The organism is Cognatilysobacter xinjiangensis (assembly GCF_014651995.1).
In the GTDB taxonomy this organism is placed as follows: Bacteria; Pseudomonadota; Gammaproteobacteria; order Xanthomonadales; family Xanthomonadaceae; genus Cognatilysobacter; species Cognatilysobacter xinjiangensis.
The window spans coordinates 1,379,163-1,402,855 of sequence record NZ_BMXY01000001.1 but is presented as its reverse complement, the minus strand read 5'-3'; the positions used below and the strand labels follow the sequence as shown (position 1 = coordinate 1,402,855).

The following is a 23,693-nucleotide window of genomic DNA, read 5'->3' as shown; positions in this document are numbered from 1 at the left end:
GCCGAGACCGGCGCCTGGATCCACCGCGACGTCGCGGGCGTCGAGTGGCCGGCGGTTGAAATCCGCGCGCGCGGCTGCGACAAGGGCGGACCTCCGAACGGGTGCCTCCATGTCCTACGTCCGTTGCGTACGCGGTATCGCGTCCGGTGTCGAATATTCCGCCGACGTGCCGATGAACCTCGATCCCGTGGACGGCCGTCCGGTCGAGATGGTGCTCGACCTCGAGCGCCTGGCGCGCGAGAAGCCCAATGCCGCGTGGTATCGCCCGGAGCGCCGCGACCTGTGGCGCTTCGGCGCGCTGATGGCGCTGGACATCGACGACCCCGCCGATGCCGCGCACATCGTCGCGCTGGGCGAGGGCGCGACGCCGCTGCTCGACTACTCGGCGCATCCGGTGGCGGCGAAGGCGGGCGTGGCGCTGCAGCTCAAGGACGAGGGCAAGGCGCATCCGGGTTACGGCGCCAACCCGACGCAGAGCTTCAAGGACCGCGGCATGGCGATGGTGGCCGCGCAGGCGCGTCGCCTTGGCCTCACGAAACTCGCGGTGCCGACGCAGGGCAATGCCGGCGATTCGCTGGTGCGCTATGCGCTCGAGGGCGGTTTGTGCGTCGTCGTCGCGATGCCCGACGACACGCCGATGCCGATCCTCGGCGGCGTGGCCGCGGCCGCGAAGCGCCATCCCGACCGCGTGCGGCTGGAACTGGTCGGCCCGACCATCCGCGAGGCCGGCGCGTTCCTCAAGGAGCGCTACATCCCGGACGGCTGGTTCTCGGTGGCGACGTTCCAGGAACCGGGCTGGCGCATCGAGGGCAAGAAGTCGCTCGGCCTCGAACTGGCCGAGCCGCGGGTGGGCGAGACGCGCTGGTCGCTGCCGGATGCGGTGATCTATCCCACCGGCGGCGGGACGGGCGTGCTGGGCATGTGGAAGGCCTGGGACGAGCTGCAGGCACTGGGGCTGATCGATTCGCGTCGCCCGCGCATGCTGTGCGTGCAGAGCGCACGCACCGCGCCGCTGGCGCGCGCGTTCGACGCGGGCGCAGAGGACACAACGGTCGTAGGGGCGGGGCAGACGCTCGCGGTCGGCCTCAACGTTCCGGGCGGCGTCGGCCATTTCCGCGTACTGCAGATCATCCGCGCCAGCGGCGGCGCGGCGGTGGCGGTGGACGAAGACGAGATCGCGACCGAGCTGTCCGCCACGTGGCGCCGCACGCACGACTGGATCTCGCCCGAAGGCGCCGCCTGCCTCGCCGCGCTGCCGCAGTTGCTCGACCGCGGCCTCGTGCGCCGTGGCGAGCGGGTGGTGGCGGTGAATACGGGCTCCAGCGAGAAATACCTGCCGACGCTGCGGCATCTGCTTTGAGGACGCCGGCATCGCGGACGTCCGTTGACTGCGACCGGTTGTAGGCTCGCGAGCGCCGCGACGCGCTACGCTTTGCGCAGGTTGGAAACAGGGATGAAGGAATGAATGCCACCGTCGTCGGACTCGTGACGCCGCACCTGCTGCGCGTCATCGACCTCGCCAACGAAGCCGAGAAGGGCATGAACGTCGACTGGCACGTGCGCGGCGCCGTGGACGCGACCATGGCGGAGCTGCGCGACCAGTGGAACGCGCAGGCGCTGGTGGCCTCGTATGTCGAAGGACTGGAGACGGCGGCGAAGCAGGCGCCGGCCAATCGCCCGAACTATGTGCGCGTCCTGCAGGCGGCCGCCGCGGCAGCTCGGGGCGGGCGACGCGACTGACGGCACCGCCACATCGCGCGGCGACCCACGAGGCCGGCCGCGGCAGTGGTCCGGCCTCCTTCTTCTGTCGCAACCGGCGTCACGGGCAACGCCGCGGCCTTGCGGCCGTTCGCGCGCACTTGTCGCAACGGCTCGATGGAAAGGTGCCAACAGTCCAACGTCGAACGGGCGGAAGCCCACGATGGACGCACCGCCCGTGCCGTCGAAACAGTCCGGTTCACCGGCGTAATCGGCCGCACGCATGTACAGCGTTTGTACAAATCGGCGCTTTATCCACGGATAACTCCGCGCCGCCCAGTATTTTCCGCGTCGCCGCCAATGGCGCCCACGCCCCCGATCGCTGGATATGGAGTTCCCCATGCGCACTTCCTGGTTTCTTCTCCCCCTTGCCGCCCTCGTCGCCACGTCCGCGCATGCCGCGGGCCCGGAGGCCGGACGCTTCTCGTTCGGCATCGTCGGCGGCGTCGATGTGCCGGTCAGCGGTGACGTGCACGACGGCGCGACCGCCCCGGTGCCCGACCTCGGCCCGCTGAACCCGGCGCTGGCCGGCGTGTCCGCCGAGCTGCGCGTCGGCTCGCGCGGCCACGACCGCATCTACGACCTCGCCACCACCGCCGGCCTCGAGTTCGGCTACGGCCTGAGCGACAGCTCGGAGATCTTCGGCTCGGTGCGCCAGACCCGCGCCGACGAAGGCCGCGTGCAGGTGGGCGGCGCCTACGTGCCCGCGCTCGCCACCGAGCTGCCGGTCTACGGCAGCTTCGGCGACTACGACGCACTGACGGCCGAGATCGGCTACCGCCACTACTTCGGCACCGCCGGCTATGCGCGCCCGTTCTTCGGTGCCCGCATCGGCGCCACGCGCACCGACGACATCCGCGCCAGTTTCGAGATCCCGGCGGCGGGGATCACCATCGCGAATGCGCCGTTCTACCAGTCCGGCTGGTCCCCCACCGGCGGCCTGGACGCTGGCGTGATCGTGCCGGTGTCCGACCGTTTCAGCTTCACCATCGCCAGCGGCGTGCGCTACGTCGGCGACCTCAAGGACGACGACAGCGCCATCGCCGGCCTCGGCCTCGGCAACATCAACGACACCGGCAGCCGCGTCTCGGTGCCGGTGACGCTGTCGGCGCGCTGGGACTTCTGAGCTGCGCAACGCATCGCGACGAAGTTGGCGGGCGCGGCGGGACGGGTGACCGGTCGTCCACCGGTCCCGCGCCATCGCAGGCCGCCTTCGGGCGGCCTGCTTTCCAATACGTCGCGCCACTGGACGAGCGGTCGGCCCCTCGCGACAGCATCGTCTGTTCGTCTACACCTTCGGCTTGCCCGAGCGGCGATTCGCAGGCCACGGACACAGTCCGACGGGCGGACTACACGCACGCAGCTATGGACACTCTGATCGGCAGCGAGGCACGCAGGACGGAGAAGCATCTCGGCGTCGACGCGGAGGCACCTGATCCGGTCGATGGGCGAGGCGATGGCTTGGTTCGAACGCGAGCTCAAGCGGGACGTGCGGCCGACGGAGCTTCACCGCCTTGTCGGCCGCACCGGAAACCCTATGCCGCGCTCAACGCCGACAGGCAGATGGCGACCGACGTAAGTCAGCGGGTTATGGCGCCGTGCGCGGGCAGGGTGAACGCATTTCGGTAAGGACCACAGCCATGATGGATTCGGCGACACCCTGATCGCAGTGCGGGCGCGTGGCTCGGGTGCGCGCGTCGATCGCTCATCGCCGCAAATGTCCCACGGCACCTGGCGCCGCCGGCGCGGCGCGTCCGCGGCATGAAGCATCAGCGCGACGCTGCAGCGCCAGCGCGATCGGCAGCCTGCAGCGACGCTAGAAGCGGGACGAGCTCCGGGACGGCGACGGGCTTGACGAGGTGGTGGTCGAAACCGGCTGCCAGGGCGCGCTGGCGGTCGTCGTCCTGGCCCCAGCCCGTCAGCGCGATCAGCGGGATGACGACGCCGCGCGAGCGCAGTCCGCGTGCGACGTCGTGACCGGTGACCACCGGCATGCCGATGTCGAGGATGGCGACGTCGGGCGAGACGCCGTCGAAGGCGTCCAGCGCGGCGGCGCCGTCGTGCAGCAGGTGCACCTCGGCACCGAACAGGCGCAGGGTCTCGGCGAGGCTGCCGCCCACGTCCGCGTTGTCGTCGACCAGCAGTACGCGCATCGACAGCGAGCCGACGGCCTCGGGCTGGTCGGCGCGGGACGCCGGCGCCGCCTGCGCGGGCAGCGGCAGGCGGAGCTCGAACGTGCTGCCGCGCCCCGGGCCTTCGCTGGTGGCGTCGAGCGACCCGCCTTGCAGCTCCGCGAGGCGCCGCGCGAGCGCCAGGCCGATGCCGAGACCGCCCTGGTGCGAGGCGCGTACGCGGTCGCCGCGCGCGAACATCTCGAACAGGCGCGGAATCTCGCTGGGCTCCATACCGAAGCCGGTATCGGTGATCCGTAGGACGAGCGCGTCGCCCTCCACCGACGCGCCCAGCGATATCGAACCTCCGGGCTCGGAATACTTCGCTGCGTTGTTGAGCAGGTTCGCGAGTATCTGCGCGAGCCGCACGCGGTCGCCCTGCAGGACGACGGGCGTGTCCGGCATGTCCACGAGGAGGCGGTGTGCGCCCCCGTCGATCGCGGGCTGGGCGACCTCGAGCGCGCTTTCGACGACCGTGGCGAGTTCGACCGGCTCGACCTGCAGCGCGACCTTGCCGCGCGTGATTCGCGAGACCTCCATCAGGTCGTCGACGAGGTGCACGAGGTGGTCGACCTGCCGTTCCATCATCGCGTGGATGCGCGCGGACGGCGCCGCGGCGTCGGTGGTGCGACGCAGGATCTCCAGGCCGTTGCGCAGCGGTGCCAGCGGATTGCGCAGCTCGTGCGAGAGCGTGGCGAGGAACTCGTCCTTCATGCGGTCGGCCTCGGCGAGGCGCTCGGCATGGCTGCGGATCATCTGCTCGGCGGCCTGGCGGTCGGTGACGTCTCGCGTGGTACCGGCGACGGCGACCACTTCGCCATCCGCGCCGAACACCGGCGCGAAGATGTAGTCGTAGACGCGGCGCCCGTTGGTGCCGGTGAACGGGATCTCGCCGCGGATCGGCGCCTTGGTGCGGATGACCTGGGCCAGCTCGCGGTCGTGCATGTCGGCATGCCACTGCTCGTAGCCGAGGTCCATCCAGGTCTTGCCGCGCACGTCGTCGACGCCCCAGACCTTGAGCAACGCGTCGTTGGCGTATATCGCGCGGTGGTCGACCCCGAACACGTAGACGAAGTCGGGCGTGTTGTTGAGCGCGGCCTCGTAGATGCGGCGCTGCCGCGCCGACTCGGCGGCGAGCTGCTCGCGGTCGCGCTCGGCGAGCACGTGCGAGGTGACGTCGTGGAAGTAGACGGCGATGCCTTCCGGTGCGGGATAGGCGGTGACCTCGTACCAGCTGTCGAGGCCCGCGTAATAGGCAGTGAAACGGCTCGTGACCGCCTCGTCCATGGTCCGGCGGTAGTGCTCGCCGAAGGCCTCCTCGGCGCCGGGGAAGCGTTCCCAGACGACATGACCGATGAGCGATCCCGGCGTCTCGCGCAGGATGCGATACGCCTCGGGGTTGACGTAACTGAAGCGCCACTGGCGATCGACGGTGAACACGCCTTCCGTCATCGCATCGAGGATGGCCGTGGAGCCCTGTCGGCGACCCGTGGCCGCGTCCTCGGTCTGGTGCAGGATGAATTCGACCTCGCCGTTCGCGTCCAGGACCGGCGTGTTGGTCGCCGTCCAGTAGCGTTCGCGGTAGGTCCCCGTGGCCGCGTCGAACAGGTCGAAGCGCTGCTCGTTGCGATCGACGGCGCGCTCACGGACCACGCGTTCGAAAGAGGCGGTCAGCGGCCTGCTGCTGCCCGCGGCTTCCGGGGCTTCGGGAAACAGCTCGAAAAGAGGCCGCCCGATCGCGCCGTCGGGATCGCGCGAGAGGGCGCGCAGGGAGCGGCTCATCGCCACCACCGGATAGCCCGGCACGGCCCGCAGCAGGGCGAAATGCCCGGGCAGGCTGTCGAATATGCGGTTGAAGTCGCCGAGGTCCACGACTGGGCACCGAATGCGGGGTGCGCCAGCCTAAGGCACGGCCGCTTTCGCGCAGTGAAAACGTCACCGTGTCGGGGACCCGCCGTTCGCGTGCCGGCGCGGCGGGCGGAGCGCCCGCTGCGCCGGAAAGTGGAGCGGCGAGCGACGGCCGGGGAGGTTGCCGGCGTCGCCGCTCCGGGGAACTCGCGCGCTCGCCTCAGCCCCCGCCGCCGGCGTTCGCGTTGGCGTGCTGGCTGCGGATCAGGTCGATCTTCTGCTCCTCGGTCAGCGTGCGTGCCTGCTCTTCGGTCAGGCAGACGCGGATGGTGCGGTTGCTGCCGGTGACGCGTTCGCGCGTGCACTTCACCTTGCCCCCGGCCTGCGCGGCGTCCATTGCGACGCTCGCCTTTCCGGTCGCGGCGTCGGCCTTGGCGGCGGGTGCGGCGATCGCGCCGCTGCTGAAGACGGCAAGGGCGAGGGCGAGACTGGCGTACTTCATGGCGGGACTCCTTTTGTTGGGGGAGGCCGCAGGTTCCGGAATTCGCCGCGTCGCAGCCTGTGCGTTTCTTCAGCGGGACGTTCGGGATACGTGTGCCCGGCGGGTGCATCCGCAGCGCCGGAGAGACGCGTTTTTCGCGGGAAAACGCCAGGTTCTCGGGGCGGGCGAGAGTTCGAGCCGGTTGCGCCGCGTGACGAGTAGGTCGTCGGTAACGGTAACCGTCGTCAGGCCTGCGACGTTTGGACGATGCAGCACGCGGTAGCCCCCTGGCGCGGAGCCGCTAGCCGCCCCGGTGGCGGTAGAGATACGCCGCGGTGCCGACGGCCGCGGCCAGTGCGGCTAGCACCCAGATGCCGTAGCGGAGGTGGAACGGAATTTCGGGCTTGCCGAAGGTGCGTTCGGCGGCGCACCGATCGAGCTTCCAGCCACCGTTGCATACCGGGCAGACGAGTTCGTAGCGCTTGTCGTAGACGAAACCGAACAGCAGGTCGAACTGGCCGAAGGCGTAGGTCAGGCGCGGCACGAAGTCGCGCTGTTCGCCGCAGCGCTCGCAGTGGTCCGGTTGCGGCGGGCCGATCACCTGCACGCGTTCGCCCTGGCCGATCATGAACATCATCCGCGTGCTCCCCGCCCTCAGTTCGACTCGCGGGGCCGCATGCGCGACGCCGTTTGCACCCATGGCCCGTGTCGGCGATTTGACCACGTCGGCCTGCATGCCGGCCGCGTCGCCGCTGCCTGCGTGCTTCGTCTTGACCCGCCGCACAACCACGCGCCGCTAACCTGCGTCGTCAGTGAGCGGCACTTTCTCTTCCCTACGGATCTACAACTACCGCGTCTGGGCCGCGGGCGCGCTCGTGTCCAATGTCGGCACGTGGATGCAGCGCGTCGGGCAGGACTGGCTGGTGCTCACGCAGCTCACCGACCACAGCGCCACCGCGGTGGGCATCGTGATGGCGCTGCAGTTCGGGCCGCCGCTGCTCCTGCTGCCGCTCACCGGATGGGCGGCCGACCACCTCGATCGCCGCCGGCTGCTGATCTGGACGCAGGCGCTGTCGGGGCTGCTGGCACTGGGGCTGGGCATCGTCACGCTGACCGGCGTGGTGGAGCTGTGGCAGGTGTACGGCTTCGCGTTCCTGCTGGGCTGCGTGACCGCGTTCGACGCCCCGGCGCGGCAGACCTTCGTCTCCGATCTCGTCAGCGACGACTACGTGGCCAACGCGGTCGCGCTCAATTCCACCTCGTTCAACGGCGCACGCATGGTCGGCCCGGCCATCGCCGGCCTGCTGATCGCGGCCGTGGGCGAGGGCTGGCTGTTCATGGTCAACGCGGGCTCGTACGCGGCGGTGCTGGTCTCGCTGCTGTGCCTGCGCATCAACGAGCTGTACGCGGATCCGCCGCCCGAGCGCGCGCGGGGCGCGATGCTCGAAGGCTTCCGGTACGTGTGGCATCGGCCTGACCTGATGGCCGTGCTGGTGATGCTCGCGCTGATCGGCACCTTCGGCTTCAACTTCGCGATCTTCATCTCGACGATGTCGGTCACCGTGTTCCAGGGCGACTCCAGCCAGTACGGCCTGCTGTCCTCGGCGATGGCGGTGGGAACGATGGGCGGGGCGCTGCTGTCGGCGCGCCGGCCGGTGCCGGGCATGGTGCTGATGTGCGCGTCCGCCGCGGCCTTCGGCGTCGCCGCGTTGCTGGCCGCGGCGATGCCGGGTCCGTGGACCTTCGCGCTGATGCTGGTGCCGGTCGGGCTGGCGGCGCTTACCTTCATGACCGCCAGCAACTCGATGATGCAGCTCACCACCGAGCGCGGCATGCGCGGTCGCGTGCTGGCGCTACGCATCGCGGTGGTGATGGGCGGCACGCCGGTCGGCGCGCCGCTGGTGGGCTGGATCGCCGACACCTTCGGCGCGCGCTGGGCACTGGGTGCGGGCGCCCTGTCCGGGCTGGCGGCGGCGGGGGTCGCACTGCTCTACCTGGTGCGCCATCGCGACCTTCGGCTGCGGCGCGACGCCGGCCGTTGGCGGCTGCTGCTGCGACCCGCGCCGGGCGACGTCACGCCGCCGCGCGTGGCCGCCGGCGAGCGCGTGACCTGATGCGCCGAGCGCGACAGGCGCGTCCGCTTACGGCCGCTCCAGAACTGTGACGCCCGGTCGATAAACCGGCGTCGGGCCGAGGAGCGGCCGCAGAAGCACTCGTTCGATGCCCAGATTGGATTTCCTGGCCGGTGCGGTACTGCCGCTGGCGCTTTCGTTGCTGGCCACGCCGGCGTTCGCCGTTTCGCCGGGCGTCGCACCGGCCGCCGCCGCGGCGCAGCGCGGCGACGTGCTCGCCACCGTCAAGGTCCTCCGCAAGAGCGACCCCGCGAAGGCGCTGGCGATCGGCGAGCCCGTGTGGGCCGCCGCCACCGACAAGAACGCCGTCGTCGAACTCGGCCTGGAGCTGGGCGACGCCGCCGTTGCCGCGCGCAACGAAGCCAAGGCCGTCGAGATCGGCAGCGCGCTGCGCGAGCACGCCGTGCTGACGCCCGAGCAGCAGGTGCGCCTGCTCAAGGCGCTCAACGGCGCGATCTGGTCGACCAAGGACGCCAAGCGCATCGCCGCGCTGGAAGCCGACCTCGCCAGGCTCGAGAAGACGCTGCCCGCCGACGCCGCCAACGTCCCCGAGCTCTGGCGCCAGCTCGCCGCCTCGTACATGAAGATGCAGGCGCTCGACGACGCCTCGCGCGTGGCCAGGCTCGCGCTGTCGAAGGTGCGCAAGCATCCCGACCTGGTCGAGTACAACGCCAACCAGATCATCTTCATCACCGCCGCCCAGCAGGGCCGCATGCCCGAGGCGGTCGCGGCCATGCTCGAAGTCGAGCGCGTCGGCAAGGCGCTGGGCAAGCCGGAAGACCCGGCGCTGCTGCACAACGCCACCGGGCTTTTCAACTACATGCAGGATTGGCCGAAGGCGGTCGCCTACGGCGAGCGCGCGGTGAAGGCCTGGGACGCGAAACCCAAGCCGGGCCTCGCACGCGCGGAAGTGCTCAACAATCTCGGCGCCGCCTACATGGGCGCCGGCCAGCGCGAACGTGCCGAGGCGGTCTATCGCGAGGCACTCGCGAGCGCGCGCGCCAACGGACAGCCCGTCGGCGTGTCGCTCAACAACATCGCGGACGTGCTGCAGCAGACCGGCCGCCAGCGCGAGGCGCTGCCACTGCTCGCCGAGGCCGCCGCCGAATTCGAGCGCGACGGTTCCATCCCCGAGGCGGCGATCGTCTATTCGAACATCGGCGCCAACCACGCCGACCTCGGCCAGCGCGCCGCCGCCGCGTCGGCGTTCGCGCGCTCGCTGGCGCTGTTCAAGCAGTCCGACAACGTGCCGCGTCGGCTGGAGCTGTACCCGCGCATGATCGACAACCTCGATGCGCAGGGACGGCATCGCGAGGCGCTGGCGCTGATGCGCGAGTTCAAGGCCGCCAACGACGATTTCGTCAACGTCGAATCCAAGACGCGCATCGGCGAACTCGAATCGGCCGTGGCGCTCGCGCGGAAAGAGGGCGAGCTGGCGCAGTCCGAACGCGACCGCGCGGCCCAGCAGGCGCGCCTCACCGCGCTGGAAGCCGCTTCCCAGCACCAGCGCCTGATGGGCTACGGCCTGATCGCCGCCTTGTTGCTGCTGGGCGCCCTCGCACTGGTGAAGATGCGCGAAAGCCGCTTCCGGAAGCGCACCAACCTCGAGCTGGAACGCAGGAACGCGGAGACGCTGTCGCAACACCGCGAGCTCGAGAAGCTCAACGCCACCATCCGCCGCCAGAGCGAGGAAGACGCGCTCACGGGCCTGCACAACCGTCGCTACGCGCAGGACTGGTGCGCCCGCCTCGCCGCTACCCAGGCCGAGGCGCGTGCGAACGGCCAGCGCATCGAGCCGGTGCTGGTGATGCTGCTCGACATCGACCACTTCAAGCGCATCAACGACGTCCACGGCCACGAGGCCGGCGACCACGCGCTGCTGCACTTCAGCGACGTGCTGCGCAGCTGTGCGCGCGGCAGCGACCTGCTGGTGCGCTGGGGCGGCGAAGAGTTCCTGTGGGTCTGCCCGAACACGTCCGCCTCGGAAGCGGCGGCGTTGTTCGAGCGCGTGCGCGAGCAGCTGCGCGCGCAGCCGCTGGTACGCGCGAGCGGGACGGTGACGCTCACGGTGTCCGCCGGCGTGAGCCTGTTCCCGCTGTGGCCGGGCCGCGTGGGCGACTGGTCGTTGAGCCTGCGCGTCGCCGACGCCGCGCTGTACCGCGCCAAGCGCGAAGGCCGCGACCGCTGGGTGGGCCTCGGCCCGGGCCGCATGGCAGCGTTCGATGCCTGCCAGCCGGAGGCCAGCATCGAGGCACTGGAAGCGCAGGGTTGCCTTGCGCGCCTCGGAAACGACGGCCGCGTCTCGCATGGGGAGCGCGGCGACACGCTCGCTCACTGAGAAGCGATCCGGCAGTCGGCGGCTCGGGCGATCCACGCGTCGACAGGCCACGGGACATCGTCGCCACGAATGCCGTGGCGACGTCGCGTGTCGCGCAGGCGCGGCGCCGTGGTAGCGAGCGGTCAGACAGTGGCTTGCGGCCATGCGCGGCCGCGTCGATGTCGCGACTGCGACGTTCCTCACGACGCGACATGCAGCGCGAACGTGTCGGCGTTCCAGGCCCTACACTCGCGCACCCTTCGATCAACGGCACTCCGCATGCTCCGCACGACCGGCTTCGCAATCGCGCTCGCTCTCTCCAGCCTCGGCGCGCACGCGGGGACGAAAGTCGTTGGCACTGCACCCGGTTCCGTGTCGGGCGTCCTCTCGTACGCATCGGGCCAGTACTGGGTCGAATCCGCGAGCGGAACGCTCTGCGTGATGGTCGACGAGGCCGACGAGGCGGCACTGGCGCCAATGGTCGGAAAGAAGATCGCGTTCACCGGGCCGGTACAGACCTGGTCCGATCGCAGCCGCTGCATCGTGGTGGGACCGGATTTCCCCACGCTTGCGGCCGCGCGTCCCGCCGCGGGCGCGGTGCCGGTCGTCATCGGCGCGCATCGCCAGCCCGACATCGACGCATGCCCGAGCCTGGGCGTGGTGACGTCGGCCGTGGCAGTACGGCTGGCGCCTGGCGAAGGTGCGGGCACCGCGGTGCGCCTCGCGGCGGGCGACGCCGTCTACCTCTGCGGTGCGTCGCCGGACGGCGCGTGGGAGAGCGTGGTGGTGCCGCCGACGGTGGGCGCGGACTGCGGCGTCTCGGGCGCCGTCGCCACGCCGCGTCCCTATCGGGGTTCCTGCAAGTCGGGCTGGGTTCCGGCACGGCTGGTCGACGTCGTCGCGGGCTGACGCTGCGCCCAGCCGGCTATCGCCGATCTCCTGCTGATCGGGCTCTATTCCCGCGCGGCGCGCACGCGCACTGCGCTTGGATCGTCGGTTCGCCAGCACGGCGCCATTCCTCTGCGCGGCGAGGTTTCACGTCCCAACGCGCAGGCAGCGCTTTCGATCCGTCGTCAGCCGATGGGCGCGTCGCTGCGTCCCTCAAGCGCGTCGGGCGCCGCGGCCCGTCGCCCGCCGGCTCGCCGTCGCGCGCTCGTACGATGCGCTGACGAGCCCGCGCAGCTCGTCGTCCTGCACGCGGGCGACGTCGACGATGGTTACCCAATGCCACCGCGCCAGGAACCGCGCGGGCTTGATGCCCGGGATGTCGGTCAGCTCGAGGAAGCGCTCGGGCGTCGTGCGGATGCTGAAGCGCCAGCGCTCGGGCTCGCTCGTCTTGAAATACGCGAACTTCCTGCCGCGCGCGTAGTAGACGAGCACATTGCTCGGCGGCCCGAACAGTTTCGAGGCCGCGCCGGGTAGCGCGCTGCAGAATTCCTTCAGGGCGTCGACATCCATGCGGGCTCCAGCGTGTTCGATGGGCAACGCGATGCCACGGCGGCGACGCACTGCGGGTGCGGCGCAGTGTGGTGCCGCGAACGGGGCGGTGGAAGCGGTACCGATGCGCGAGGACACGCGACGCGAAAGTGCGTGGCCGGGGTATATAGGGCGCCATGTCGAAATCCATCGCGCTCCTGCTTTCCAAGACCGGCGGCCCGCCGTTCCACGGCTCCGTGGGTTACGTCAACGACGCGATCGCGCCGATCCTCGCGCGCCGCGGTTGGGACACGCGTGCGTTCGCGCCGCCGCGCGGGCAGGGGCAGGAGGCGTTGCTTCCGCTCGCGCTCGCGTCGCAGCTGGCCGCACTCGACGGCGATGCGCGTCCCGACGTCGCGCTGTACGACGCGGCGGCCACGTCGGTGGTGCGCGCACCGTCGCGCGGCACGGCACGGCGCAACGCGATGCTCTACCACGGCCTCGCCTACGGCGCGGGCAGCTGGATGGGCTCGGCCGATGTCGACCTGCACCTCGCCAATTCGCCGTACCTCGCGCGCGTGCTGCGCGCGTTCTTCGCGTTCCCGAACTGGCAGCGCCGCGAGTGCCTGAACCCGGCAGGGCTGCAGGCGGTGGTCGACCTGCCGCTGCCCTTGCCCTGCGTCGAGCAGCCCGACGGCCATCCCGGCTTCACCATCGGTGCCGATCTGCCGACCAACGTGCGGCGCGCGCTCGATGGCGACGTGATCTGGGGCCATGCGCTGCAGCCGGGCAAGAACGACTGGTTCGCCACGCTCGCGGTCCTGGTCTGGCTGGACATGCTGCGCAGCGCCGCGCGCCTGCCGCGCATCGCGCTGCTGATCCCGCAGGGCGCGCTGGGCCGCGAACTGCGCGCCGCGCTCGACGGCATGCTGCCGCCCGGCCGCAGCTGCGACGACTACTTCCTCGAAGTACCGCTGCTGCGCCAGCGCGCGCTGTTCGAGGTGATGCGCGCCTGCCGTTTCGGGCTGGCCTACGGGCCGGTGCCGGAGTCGTTCGGGTTCTACGCGCTCGAATCCGTGCACAACGGCTGCCCGTTCCATACGAACGGCGCCGGCAACCTGCGCTTCCTGCTGCCGGCCGGCCACGGCCTCCGCGTGCACGAGAGTTTCGACATGGTGCCCGGCCCGCAGGGCGAGCAGGATCCGTCCGCCTACCGCGCCGTCGCCGAACGCATCCTTTCCGACCTCGCGCGCCCGCAGGCGGTCGCGGACGAGTGCGCACGCGGCGCCGCGCTGGTCCGCGAGCGCCACTCGCTGGCCGCCTTCGGCCGCGCGCTCGGCGATGCGCTCGACGCCATCGACAGCCCGCGTCCCGCACCGCCCGCGTTCGACGAAATGCACGTGCAGTTCGGCCCGCTGGTGCGCGCGCTGGACCCCGTGACCGGCCGCGTCCACTGCGACTACGCCAGCACCACGCTCGCGCCCGATGCACTCGCTGCGCTGCGCCAGCTCGTCGGCCAGCCGTGCAGCGCGCTCGACGGCCGCGACATGCACGCGCTCGAATCCAGCCACCGCCTTTTCGCCCGCGGCCTGCTGTCGCTCGCGTCCGCCGGCGCCGTTGCGGGCCCCGCGAGCGCTCTGGCCTAATCGGGCGGACGCGGCGCCGTTCGGCGCCGCCAGGGGATCCCGCCGCCATGCCCACCTCGCTGATCGTCGTCGACGATTTCCTGCCCGACGCCGACGCGTGGGCCTTCCGCGACGCCGCGCTCAAGCTCACCTATCCGGAGCAGGAAGGCGCCTTCCCCGGCCGCAACTCGCTCGAACGCCTCGAGATCGACGGCCTGGCCGAATACATCTCGCAGCTCACCGGCGAGCGCCTCGGCCCGATGACGCCGCCCGGCTCCTACGCGAAGTTCCGCATCACGCTCGCGTCCGACGTCGGCCGCGCCGGCGTGCACGTCGACCCCGGCCACTGGTCCGGCATCCTATACCTAAGCCGCCCCGAGGACTGCCAGGGCGGCACCGACTTCTTCAAGCATCGACGCACGGGCACCGAGCGCCGCCCGATGACGCCCGAGGAAGTCGCCAAGCTCGGCTACGCCAGCTACGACGACGCCTTCCGCGACATCATCGAGCGCGACAGCGTGGACGAGAGCGCATGGGAAACCACCATGACCGTGCCCATGCGCTTCAACCGCCTCGTCCTGCTGCGCCCGTGGCTGTGGCACACCGCCGGCCGCGGCTTCGGCGACAGCCTGGAGAACGGGCGGCTGGTGTATCTGATGTTTTTTGCGCCGGTGTAGCGCCAAAGCGCGTGGCCGCGGCGCAGACGTGCCGTGATAAGCCGGTGCCTCTCGTGAATCCGGAGGCGGCGGCACCCCGATGGAACCGCGGGCCTGTGTCGGATCTCTCGGCGCAGATGCAGACGGGGATCACGCGGCCGCCGGCGCGCCGCGGGTTGGCGGGGACGTGACCGGCAACCCGGCGCGCCACAGTAAACGTCTACTCGTACTGCTCGATCGTGTCCGCGAGCGTCAGCCAGGGATGCTGGCGCACGTGGTAGACGGCGATCGCAGGTGGCGGAAAGCCGGGATCGGCGAACGCGCCGATCGGGATCGCAATGCAGCCGGGCTCGGCGGCGCGCCGGTAGAACACCGTGCAACCGCAGTGCGGGCAGAAGGAGAACGTGGCCGAGCCGTCCGAGCCTTTGCGCACGTACTCGTGCGTGGCGCCCTCGATGCGCACGTTCTCCTCGGGAAAGCGCGCCTGCGCGGCGAAGACGCTGCCGCTGCGCCGCTGGCAGTCGAGGCAGTGGCAGACGGAGACGCGGAGGGGCTCGCCTTCGGTGCGGGCGACGAGGCTGCCGCAGGTGCAGGTGGCGACTCGGCTTGTCATGGCGGGCCTCCCTCGGGTGGGCGGTGTATCGCGTCGCCGCCCGTCAGGGGCGGCGGACCTCGTAGCGGGCGAAGTGCTTCCAGCTGCCGTCGGGCTGGCCCGCTTCGAGCACGAACAGCCAGCTGTCGGTGTCGGCGCTGTAGGTGAAGGTGTCGCGGAACGGGCCGCTCGCGTAGGGGATCGTGAAGCGGATCGAGTGGTCGTCGAGGCTGCCGGCGCCGTGCGGGATCGAGTATTTCGCGCCGAAGCTGTCCATCCAGTGCGCGATCACGCTGCGGCTGTCGGCGTCGTAGCCGATCAGCACGCGGGCCTCGTACTGCGAGGGCCGCTGCACGTCGTCCATGTGGATCTCGGTGAAGGCTCCCTGCAGCGTCGGCCCGCCGTGCATGCGGTAGGTCACCGGCTCGCCCATGACGTCGCCGGTCATCACCCAGTCGCCGTCCAGCGCCTTCAGCGCGGCGGGGCGTTCCGGGATCGTCGGATGGTCCTGTGCGCCCGCGATGCCGCTCGCCACGAGCAGCGCCAGGGGCAGGAAGGTTGCGAGGCGCATCGGAGGGTTCCCGCGTCGGTGCCGCCGGGAAGGGCGGCGGGGCGTCGATGCTCCGCCCTGCACGGAGCGTCGGCAAGGGCGCGAGCTGCGCGGCGACGCGTGACGGGCAGGCGAGCCGCGATACCGGACCGCGCCGGCCGCGGCGTTCGCGATGCTGCAGTTGCAGCCGCCCGAAAATCCGGCGCCGCGCTTCACGCCGGCACGACGCGCCTTAGGCACCCATCGTGCCGGATCACAGTTCGCGCATCGGCCCGCGCGCGGCGGCGGGAAACGGGCTATACGTCACGCACGGCATCGGAGATGCCCGGAATGCGGCCCCGGTTCGGCAAGAAGGGATACTGAAGCCATCGGGACTGATGCCGCTATCGAGGGGTGCCGTCACGCGGCACCGGATTTCCGATTACAGGGGTGTACCGATGAACAGGGTCCTGGCTCTTCTGGTTGCTGGATGGCTGCTCTGCGCCTCGATGCCGCTGTTCGCGGCCGAGCCCCATGTCGCGCTGGTCAAGAGCGTGTCCGGCCGCGTCACCGTGATGCAGGGCGGGACGTCGCGCGAGGTCGCGAGCGGCGCGCAGCTGCAGGTCGCCGACCGCATCGTCACCGCGCCCGGCGCGACGGCGGCGATCGTGTTCACCGACGGCACCATGCTCACGCTCGGCGGCGGTGCCGACGTGCAGGTGCGCGACTACGCGTTCCAGCCCAAGGCCGGCAAGTACGGCTTCTCGCTGTACATGAGCAAGGGCGCGGCGATCTACGAGTCCGGCAAGATCGGCAAGATGGCGCCCGAAACCGTGAAGGTCGAAACGCCGAAGGCCACGGTGGGCGTGCGCGGCACGCGCTTCCTCGTCGAGGCCGGCTGATCCCATGAACCTGCAGGGCCTTCGCCGCGGCTGGCGTGCCGTCGCGGCGCTTTCGTTCGCCGTGCTGCTGTCGGCCTGTTCGGCGGCGCCCACGCGCGTCACGCTGATGCCCGACCAGAGCGGCAAGGTGGGCGCGGTGGTGGTCGGCAACGGGCAGGCGCAGGAGCGCGTGGACGAAGCCTGGGGCAGCGTCGAGGTGGATGCGCGCGGCGTGCCGAAGAAGCTCTCGCCGCGCGAGCGCGCGGCCTTCGAGAAGAAGCACCGCGCGCTGCTGGACGCCCAGCCCAGCGCACCGCTGAGCTTCGTGCTCAATTTCAGGTTCGACAGCATGGAGCTGACGCCCGAGTCGCGTCGCATGCTGCCCAAGGTGCTGGAGGCCGTGCGCCAGCGCCTGCCGACGGAAGTGACCGTATTTGGCTACACCGATTCGGTGGGCACGCCGCAGTACAACCTGCAACTGTCGGCCGAGCGCGCACGCGCCGTGGCCGCGATCCTGAAGCAGATCGACCCCGACCTGCCGGTGCAGGTCGACTATTTCGGCGACAAGGCGCCGCTGGTGCCGACGCGCCCGGGCGTGCCCGAGCCGCGAAACCGCCGCGCGGAGATCTTCGTCCTGTGAGCGCATCGCGCCGCATCGGCCCGCTGCGCAGCGCCGCACGGAGGCCGGCATGATCCCGCCGCTCGTATCGGCCGCGCGTCCGTCGCGCTACCAGGGGCTGCTGTTCCTGCTCGCGGGCGTCGCGCTGGCGCTGCTGGTGGGGCTCGGCGGAATGCTGCGCGTCGCGCCGATCGAGCGCATCGACAACGCCATCCTCGACGCGCTGGTGCGCGCCACCGCGCACGACCGGCCGTCGCAGGACACGGTGGTGGTCGACATCGACGACGTGAGCCTGTCGGCGGTGGGGCAGTGGCCCTGGCCGCGCTACCGCCTGGCCGCGCTGATCGAGCGCATCGCCGCGGAACGTCCGTCGGCCATCGCGCTCGACGTGCTGCTGCCCGAGGCCGACCGCGCCTCGCTGGTGGACGTGCAGAAGACCTACAAGCGCGACTTCGGCATCGACGTGGCCTTCTCCGGCGTGCCCGACGGCCTGCTCGACAACGACGGCTATCTCGGTGCGCAGATGGCGCAGGCCGGCGTGGTAGGCGCGCGCTACTTCTACTTCGACCACGCCACGCGCGAAGCGTCGCCGGTCCGTCCGGGCGTCGGCTTCGAGGGCGCGCTGCATAGCCTCGCGCCGGACCGCGCGCACGGCGTGCTGGAGAACGTCGACACCATCGCCTCGCAGACCCGCTTCAACGGTTTCGTCAACATGCAGGTGGACGGCGACGGCCGGCTGCGCCGCCTGCCGCTGCTGATCGAGTACCGCGGCGTGATGCATCCGAGCCTCGCGCTGGCGGCGACGATGCGCGCGCTGGACGTGTCGTCGGCGCAGGTGAAGGCCGGCCGTGACGGCGCATCGCTGGTGGTCGGCACGCACGAGATCCCGGTGGACCGCGCCGGGCGCGCGCTGCTGCGCTTCGACGGCGATCCGTCGCGCTATCCGAGCGTGTCGGCGGTGGATGTGCTCGCCGGCCGGCATTCACCGCAGGACCTGCGCGGCAGGGTCGTGTTCGTGGGCTCCTCGGCCGTCGGCCTCAACGACCTGCACGCGACCGCGGTGAGCCGCAGCTTCTCCGGCGCGAAGGTGCAGTCGGTGCTGGCGCAGAACATCCTCGACGACCGCATGCTGCGCGCGCCCGACTGGGGCCCGACCGCGGCGCTGCTGCTCGCGCTGTTGCTGGCGGCCTCGCAGGGCAGCCTGTTCCTGGCCGGCCGCAGCCTGATCGTGCTGGGCGTCGCGACCGCCGGCGTGCTTCTGGCGCTCGGCGCCACGGCCTACGTGGCTTTCGCGCGCTGGGGGCTGGTGCTGCCCGTCGCGGTGCCGGTGCTGGTGGCCTGCGTGGTGCTGGCGACCGGCTTCGCGATCCGCTTCGCGATGCACCAGCGGCATGCGCAGCGCTGGCGGCGCCAGCTGGAGAACGCACGGCAGGTCACCATCGAATCGATGTCGGCGGTCGCCGAAACGCGCGACCCGGAAACCGGCGCGCACATCAAGCGTACGCAGCACTACGTGCGTGCCATCGCGCGCAGGCTGCGCGACACCGGCCAGTACCTCGAGGTGCTGACCGACGAGTACATCCACCTGCTGTTCCTGTCCGCGCCGCTGCACGACATCGGCAAGGTGGGCGTGCCCGACCACATCCTGCTCAAGCCCGGCGCGCTGACCGCCGAGGAGTGGGTGATCATGCGCAAGCACGCCGAGTTCGGGCGGCAGATCATCCTCAGCACGTCGCGGCACATCGACGGCGACAACTTCCTCACCGTCGCCAGCGAGATCGCGGCCACGCACCACGAGAAGTGGGACGGCACGGGCTATCCGATGGGGCTGGAGGGCCAGGCGATCCCGCTGTCGGGGCGCATCATGGCGGTGGCCGACATCTACGACGCGCTGATCAGCCGCCGCTGCTACAAGGACCCGTTCCCGCACGAACGCGCGATGCAGATGATGCGCGAGCTGCGCGGCGTCACCTTCGACCCGGTGGTGCTGGACGCGTTCTTCGCGATCGAGAAGGAGATCCGCCGCATCGCCGGCAACTTCCGCGACGAGGACGAGGAGGAAGCCTCGGTCTCGCTGTCGCGGATGCTGCAGGGCCATGCCGGCGCGGACGCCTCGGGCGACGTCGTGCGCGCGGCGGTGGAGCGCGCCGAGGGTTGAGACGTCGCGTCGCACCGCGGCGTGCGGCGCGATCACCGGGCGCGCCACGCCAGACTCGCGGCCCCGCGCGCGCGGCACCCGTCACACTGCGCGCGCCGGGTGAGGGCCCCGATGCCGTGCCGGCGGCACAATAGGCGTCCCCCGTAAGCCCGCGAATCCATGGCCCTGCTGCGCCTGTCCTTCGTTTTCCTGCTCATCGCGCTCAGCACGATCGTGCACGTCGTGCCGCTGATGGCCGTCGCGTTGACCAAGGCGATGCTGCCCTCCGACCGCCTGCGACGCGCGAGCAATCCGCTGCTCACCGGCATCGCCGAAAGCTGGATCGGCTTCAACGGCTGGATGGTGGACCGCTTCACGCCTGCGCAGGTGCGGGTGGAGATGGACGCGACGCTCGACGTCCACGGGCACTACCTGATGCTGGCCAACCACCAGAGCTGGGTGGACATCATCGCGATGCAGAAGGTGTTCAACCGGCGCATCCCGCTGATGCGCTTCTTCCTCAAGCGCCAGCTGTTCTGGGTGCCCCTGCTGGGCGTGGCCTGGTGGGCGCTCGATTTCCCCTTCATGGGGCGCTACACGAAGAAGCAGATCGCCCGGCGCCCCGAGCTCGCGGGCCGCGACATCGAGGCCACGCGCCGCGCCTGCGAGAAGTTCCGCTCGATTCCGGTATCGATCGTCAATTTCGTCGAGGGCACGCGCTTCACGCCGCAAAAGCACGCGCGCCAGGGCTCCGACTATCGCCACCTGCTGCGTCCGAAATCCGGCGGCGTCGCCTTCGTGCTCGACGCGATGGGGCAGGGCCTGCACGCGATCCTCGACGTCACCATCGCCTACCCCGGCGGCCGCCCGACGCTGGCCGACCTCCTGGCGGGGCGGGTCCGCGAGATCCGCATGCATGTGCGGCAACGGCCGATTCCGGCGGAGCTTCTGGGCGGCGACTACCAGAACGATCGCGCGTTCCGCGTGCGTTTCCAGCAGTGGATGAACGGCCTGTGGCACGAGAAGGACGCACAGGTGGAGCGCCTTCTCGCCGGCTGAAGCACGTGCTTCTACGGCCGTCGTGACATAGCGAACGCATGGCTGAACTCGTGCGGCGAGCGTCCGTGCGCGCTGCGCCCGGCGGCGTAAGAATCGGATCGCCAGGGGCGCGTGCGGACCGGACGATCCGCGGAATGGAGGGCCCCCGGCGAGGAGGCCGTATGAGCAACTTCGTCCACACGCTGCTGCACCCGCTCGACCAGCCGTTCGCACGCAAGACGGACGCGCGGCCGCACGATCCGCCGCGCCACGAAGGCTGGCCGCCGCTGTCGGTTCCCACCGGCACCCATCGTCGCGCCAGCGATGCCGTGCCGTGGTATCCCGACGGCCCCTACGATCCGTGGAAGCGGCCGCCGTCGCCCGGCGCCTGAGTGCCGCGTCGCGCAGGCATCCGGCCGTCGCGGCGTCGCCATGACCGGCGAAGGCCAGCCCGCTGGCCGCCGCTTCACGGCCGCCGCCTATGCTGTGCGGCATGGACAAGCTCGCCGACACCTTCTGGAACATCCGTGGCACGTACCGCATCGCGGGCGTGCTGAACATCGGCACGCACATGTCGGTGGTGAAGCGTGCCGACGGGCGCTTCATCGTCATCGACGGCTGCGACCTGGACGACGACGAGCGCGCGCAGCTGATGGCGCTGACCGGCAACGGCGAGAAGGTGGCGGCCGTGGTGCACGTGCATCCGTTCCACACCATGCACGTCGAGGCTACGCATGCGCTGTTCCCGCTGGCGCCGCTGCACGGCACCGAGCGGCACCGCCGCCGGTTCCCCGCGCTGCCCTGGGCGGGCGTGCCGGTGGAGGCATGGGGCGACGACCATGCGTTCGCCGACACGCTGGAGCTGTCGGTGCCGGACGGCGTGGACTTCGTCTGCGTGGACGAGCGCGTGCACGTGGCGTCCGTGGTCGTGCGCGACCGCGCGAGCCGCATCGTCCATGTCGACGACACCTTCAACGTGATGGCCGCGCCGGGCTTGCTGGGCAGTTTCCTGCCGGCATCGTCGCTGCGCATGCATCCGATGCTGGGCCGCGCGCTCAAGCCGCAGGCGGGCGCCGCCGATGCCTACGCCGCCTGGGCGCGCGATCTCGCAAGGCGTTGGGCCGATACGCGCATCGTCTGCGCTGCGCATTCGAGCGTGCGCGAGCTGCCGGAGGGCGGGTTCGGGCGCGAGGTGGAAGCGGCGCTCGAGCGCGTGGCCGGTACGCTGGAACGGCATCGCGCCCGCTACGGCTGAGCCGGCGCCGGGTCGTGCGGCATGCTGAACGTGTTGCGGCGCGCGGCGTGACGTTCGGGGCTTGGCCCCGTGCCGCCGCCGCGACAGAGTGCGCGTTCCGCCATGTTCCCGGAGTGCCCGATGGGCCAGCGCCGCGCCTTCTTCCGTAACGCCCTGTTCGTCGCCACGCTCGCGCTCTTCGCCACGGCCAATGCGGCCGGTCGCCCGGATTTCCTCGCCTCGCATCTCGACACCTCGGTCGATCCCGGCGTCGACTTCTTCGAGTACGCGAACGGCGGCTGGCTGAAGGCGCATCCGATCCCGAAGTCGGAGTCGGCCTGGGGCATCGGCAACGAGGTCAACGAGGAGCTCTACGCGCGACTGCGAACGATCAGTGAGGCGGCCGCGACGGCCGGCCCGTCGGCCGATGCCGACACGCGCCGCATCGGCGACTTCTGGGCCACGGCGATGGACGTAGCCAGGGCCGACCGCCTCGGCGTGCACCCGCTGGACGCCGAGCTCGCGCGAATCGATGCGGTCCGATCGACCGCCGACGTGCTGGACACGGTGTTCGCGTTCAAGCCGATCGGCGTGGGCGGCCTGTTCCGCATCGGGGTGAGCCAGGACGAGAAGGACAGCGCGACCATGGCGGTGCAGTTGCGCCAGGGCGGCCTGGGCCTGCCCGAGCGCGACTTCTACTTCAATACCGAGGCCGGCGTGGCGAAGATCCGCGCCGCCTACGTCGCGCACCTCGCGCGCACGTTCGAGCTGCTCGGCCGCGCACCCGCCGACGCGAAGACCGCGGCCGATCGCGTGATGGCCTTCGAGACCGCGCTGGCGCAGGCCTCGCGCCGCCTGGAAGCCCTGCGCGACCCCGAGAAGAACTACAACAAGATGTCGCCGGCCGAGCTGACGGCGAAGTACACGCCGTCGATCGACTGGACCGCGCGCCTCGCGGGCTGGGGGCTGAAGCCCTCGTACGTGATCGTCGGCCAGCCGGAGTTCTTCGCCGCCGAGGAGAAGCTGCTGCGCGAGACGCCGCTACCCGTGCTGCAGGACTACCTGCGCTACCACCTCGTCGATGCGTACGCCGAGTACCTGTCGAGCGATTTCGACCGCGCGCATTTCGATTTCCACGGCCGCGCGATGTCCGGCCAGCAGGAGCCACGTCCGCGCTGGAAGCGCGTGCTCGACGAGCAGAACGACGCGATGGGCATGGTGCTGGGCCGCCTGTTCGTCAAGGAATACTTCCCCGAGGCCAGCAAGCAGCGCTACGCCGCGATGGTCGACGCGATCCGCGATACCTATCGCGAGCGCATCGAGCGCCTGGACTGGATGGGCGCGGCGACCAAGACGAAGGCGCTGGCGAAGCTTGCCTCGATCACGCCGAAGGTCGGCTATCCGGATCGCTGGAAGGACTACTCGGCGTTGGTGGTCGGCCGCGATTCCTATGCCGCCAACGTGATGAACGCCGCGCGCTGGCAGTTCCAGGACAACCTGTCGAAGTTCGGCAAGCCCGTCGACCGCACCGAGTGGGAGATGACGCCGCAGACGTACAACGCGTACTACAACCCGTCCAACAACGAGATCGTGCTGCCCGCGGCGATCTTCATGGTGCCGGGGGTGCCGGACGCGGAGGTCGACGACGCGGTGGCCTACGGCTATGCGGCGGCCAGCACCATCGGCCACGAGATCACGCACGGCTTCGACGACGAGGGCCGGCAGTTCGACGCCCAGGGCAACCTGTCGGGCTGGTGGACGAAGGAAGACGCCGAGCGCTTCACCGTCGCCGCGCAGAAGATGGCCGAGCAGTTCAACGCCTACGAGCCGCTGCCAGGCCTGCACATCAACGGGAAGGCGAGCCTGGGCGAGAACATCGCCGACTACGGTGGCGTGCTGCTGGGCCTCGAGGCATTCAAGAAGACCGCGCAGTACCGCGAGGGCAAGTCGATCGGCGGGTTGACGCCGACGCAGCGCTACTTCCTCGGCTATGCGCTGGGCTGGATGAGCCAGCAGCGCGACGAGCGCCTGCGCCAGCGTCTGCTGTCCGACGTGCATGCGCCGGCGAAGTGGCGCGTGCTCGGCCCGATGTCGAACATCCCCGAGTTCTACGAGGCCTTCGGCGTGAAGCCGGGCCAGCCGATGTGGCGCGCCCCCGAGGATCGCGTCCGCATCTGGTGACCGCCGTCGTGACGCGCCGCCGCATGGCCCGCGGCGCGCACGGCGTTATCGTCGCGGCTCCGCCCATGGAGCCGCCGC

The 23,693-nt window shown here is 70.8% G+C and carries 20 protein-coding genes and 2 pseudogenes; 16 read left to right on the top strand and 6 right to left on the bottom strand.

Going from position 1 to position 23,693, the window contains the following annotated elements; all coding sequences use genetic code 11:
- The first annotated feature begins 109 nt into the window (after positions 1-109).
- From IE066_RS06660 to IE066_RS06650, 3 genes are all read left to right on the top strand, one after another.
- Positions 110-1,360 carry a threonine synthase gene (locus IE066_RS06660; protein ID WP_189448003.1) on the top strand — a complete coding sequence of 417 codons (1,251 nt, stop codon included), beginning with the start codon at positions 110-112 and terminating at the stop codon, positions 1,358-1,360.
- 101 nt (positions 1,361-1,461) lie between these two features.
- Positions 1,462-1,740 carry a hypothetical protein gene (locus tag IE066_RS06655; protein ID WP_189448001.1) on the top strand — a complete coding sequence of 93 codons (279 nt, stop codon included), beginning with the start codon at positions 1,462-1,464 and terminating at the stop codon, positions 1,738-1,740.
- 358 nt (positions 1,741-2,098) lie between these two features.
- The gene (locus IE066_RS06650; protein ID WP_189447999.1) at positions 2,099-2,884 is read left to right on the top strand and encodes a hypothetical protein; all 786 of its coding nucleotides are present in this window, start codon (positions 2,099-2,101) and stop codon (positions 2,882-2,884) included.
- 643 nt (positions 2,885-3,527) lie between these two features.
- Here the strand turns inward: IE066_RS06650 and IE066_RS06645 are convergent.
- The 3 genes from IE066_RS06645 to IE066_RS06635 all read right to left on the bottom strand — a co-directional run bounded on the left by IE066_RS06645 (position 3,528) and on the right by IE066_RS06635 (position 6,886).
- Positions 3,528-5,801, bottom strand: a complete 2,274-nt coding sequence (locus tag IE066_RS06645; RefSeq protein ID WP_189447997.1) for a PAS domain-containing protein — start codon at positions 5,799-5,801, stop codon at positions 3,528-3,530.
- Between the two features lie 196 nt (positions 5,802-5,997).
- Complete coding sequence (locus IE066_RS06640; protein WP_189447995.1) at positions 5,998-6,279, bottom strand: hypothetical protein; 282 nt, start codon at positions 6,277-6,279, stop codon at positions 5,998-6,000.
- 280 nt (positions 6,280-6,559) lie between these two features.
- On the bottom strand, positions 6,560-6,886 hold the full coding sequence (locus IE066_RS06635) for a hypothetical protein (RefSeq protein WP_229790690.1): 327 nt from the start codon (positions 6,884-6,886) through the stop codon (positions 6,560-6,562).
- 184 nt (positions 6,887-7,070) lie between these two features.
- Here IE066_RS06635 and IE066_RS06630 point away from each other — a divergent pair, with 184 nt between their 5' ends.
- The 3 genes from IE066_RS06630 to IE066_RS06620 all read left to right on the top strand — a co-directional run bounded on the left by IE066_RS06630 (position 7,071) and on the right by IE066_RS06620 (position 11,616).
- On the top strand, positions 7,071-8,372 hold the full coding sequence (locus IE066_RS06630) for an MFS transporter (protein WP_189447991.1): 1,302 nt from the start codon (positions 7,071-7,073) through the stop codon (positions 8,370-8,372).
- Between the two features lie 106 nt (positions 8,373-8,478).
- Complete coding sequence (locus IE066_RS06625; RefSeq protein WP_189447989.1) at positions 8,479-10,728, top strand: tetratricopeptide repeat-containing diguanylate cyclase; 2,250 nt, start codon at positions 8,479-8,481, stop codon at positions 10,726-10,728.
- A 258-nt stretch (positions 10,729-10,986) separates the two neighbouring features.
- Positions 10,987-11,616, top strand: coding sequence for a hypothetical protein (locus IE066_RS06620; RefSeq protein ID WP_189447987.1), 630 nt, complete (start codon positions 10,987-10,989; stop codon positions 11,614-11,616).
- 192 nt (positions 11,617-11,808) lie between these two features.
- Here IE066_RS06620 and IE066_RS06615 read toward each other — a convergent pair whose 3' ends face one another.
- Positions 11,809-12,165: an MmcQ/YjbR family DNA-binding protein gene (locus IE066_RS06615; RefSeq protein ID WP_189447985.1), complete on the bottom strand. Its 357-nt coding sequence runs from the start codon at positions 12,163-12,165 to the stop codon at positions 11,809-11,811.
- Between the two features lie 155 nt (positions 12,166-12,320).
- Here IE066_RS06615 and IE066_RS06610 point away from each other — a divergent pair, with 155 nt between their 5' ends.
- A complete protein-coding gene (locus IE066_RS06610; protein ID WP_189447983.1) occupies positions 12,321-13,769 on the top strand; it encodes a hypothetical protein in 1,449 nt (482 codons plus the stop codon).
- A 47-nt stretch (positions 13,770-13,816) separates the two neighbouring features.
- Positions 13,817-14,425, top strand: coding sequence for a DUF6445 family protein (locus IE066_RS06605; RefSeq protein ID WP_189447982.1), 609 nt, complete (start codon positions 13,817-13,819; stop codon positions 14,423-14,425).
- A gap of 199 nt (positions 14,426-14,624) precedes the next feature.
- Here the strand turns inward: IE066_RS06605 and IE066_RS06600 are convergent, their stop codons facing one another.
- The gene (locus tag IE066_RS06600) at positions 14,625-15,017 is read right to left on the bottom strand and encodes a GFA family protein (protein ID WP_189447979.1); all 393 of its coding nucleotides are present in this window, start codon (positions 15,015-15,017) and stop codon (positions 14,625-14,627) included.
- Between the two features lie 43 nt (positions 15,018-15,060).
- Positions 15,061-15,567, bottom strand: a complete 507-nt coding sequence (locus tag IE066_RS06595) for a DUF1579 family protein (RefSeq protein WP_189447977.1) — start codon at positions 15,565-15,567, stop codon at positions 15,061-15,063.
- A 416-nt stretch (positions 15,568-15,983) separates the two neighbouring features.
- On the opposite strand from IE066_RS06595, the gene IE066_RS06590 reads away from it, so the two are divergent.
- The 8 genes and pseudogenes from IE066_RS06590 (at position 15,984) to IE066_RS06560 (ending at position 23,615) form a co-directional block, all read left to right on the top strand.
- On the top strand, positions 15,984-16,427 hold the full coding sequence (locus tag IE066_RS06590; protein ID WP_189447975.1) for a FecR family protein: 444 nt from the start codon (positions 15,984-15,986) through the stop codon (positions 16,425-16,427).
- 4 nt (positions 16,428-16,431) lie between these two features.
- On the top strand, positions 16,432-17,046 hold the full coding sequence (locus tag IE066_RS06585) for an OmpA family protein (protein WP_189447973.1): 615 nt from the start codon (positions 16,432-16,434) through the stop codon (positions 17,044-17,046).
- A 49-nt stretch (positions 17,047-17,095) separates the two neighbouring features.
- Positions 17,096-18,199: pseudogene (locus tag IE066_RS15005) on the top strand (CHASE2 domain-containing protein); the annotation flags it as partial.
- A gap of 204 nt (positions 18,200-18,403) precedes the next feature.
- Positions 18,404-18,950: pseudogene (locus IE066_RS15000) on the top strand (HD-GYP domain-containing protein); the annotation flags it as partial.
- 392 nt (positions 18,951-19,342) lie between these two features.
- Positions 19,343-20,221, top strand: coding sequence for an acyltransferase (locus tag IE066_RS06575; protein WP_189447969.1), 879 nt, complete (start codon positions 19,343-19,345; stop codon positions 20,219-20,221).
- A 161-nt stretch (positions 20,222-20,382) separates the two neighbouring features.
- Entirely contained in the window at positions 20,383-20,592 is a 210-nt protein-coding gene (locus tag IE066_RS06570; RefSeq protein WP_189447967.1) for a hypothetical protein, read from the top strand.
- 101 nt (positions 20,593-20,693) lie between these two features.
- The gene (locus IE066_RS06565) at positions 20,694-21,455 is read left to right on the top strand and encodes a hypothetical protein (RefSeq protein ID WP_189447965.1); all 762 of its coding nucleotides are present in this window, start codon (positions 20,694-20,696) and stop codon (positions 21,453-21,455) included.
- Positions 21,456-21,575: 120 nt separating this feature from the next.
- Positions 21,576-23,615: a M13 family metallopeptidase gene (locus tag IE066_RS06560; protein WP_189447963.1), complete on the top strand. Its 2,040-nt coding sequence runs from the start codon at positions 21,576-21,578 to the stop codon at positions 23,613-23,615.
- Positions 23,616-23,693 lie beyond the last annotated feature (78 nt).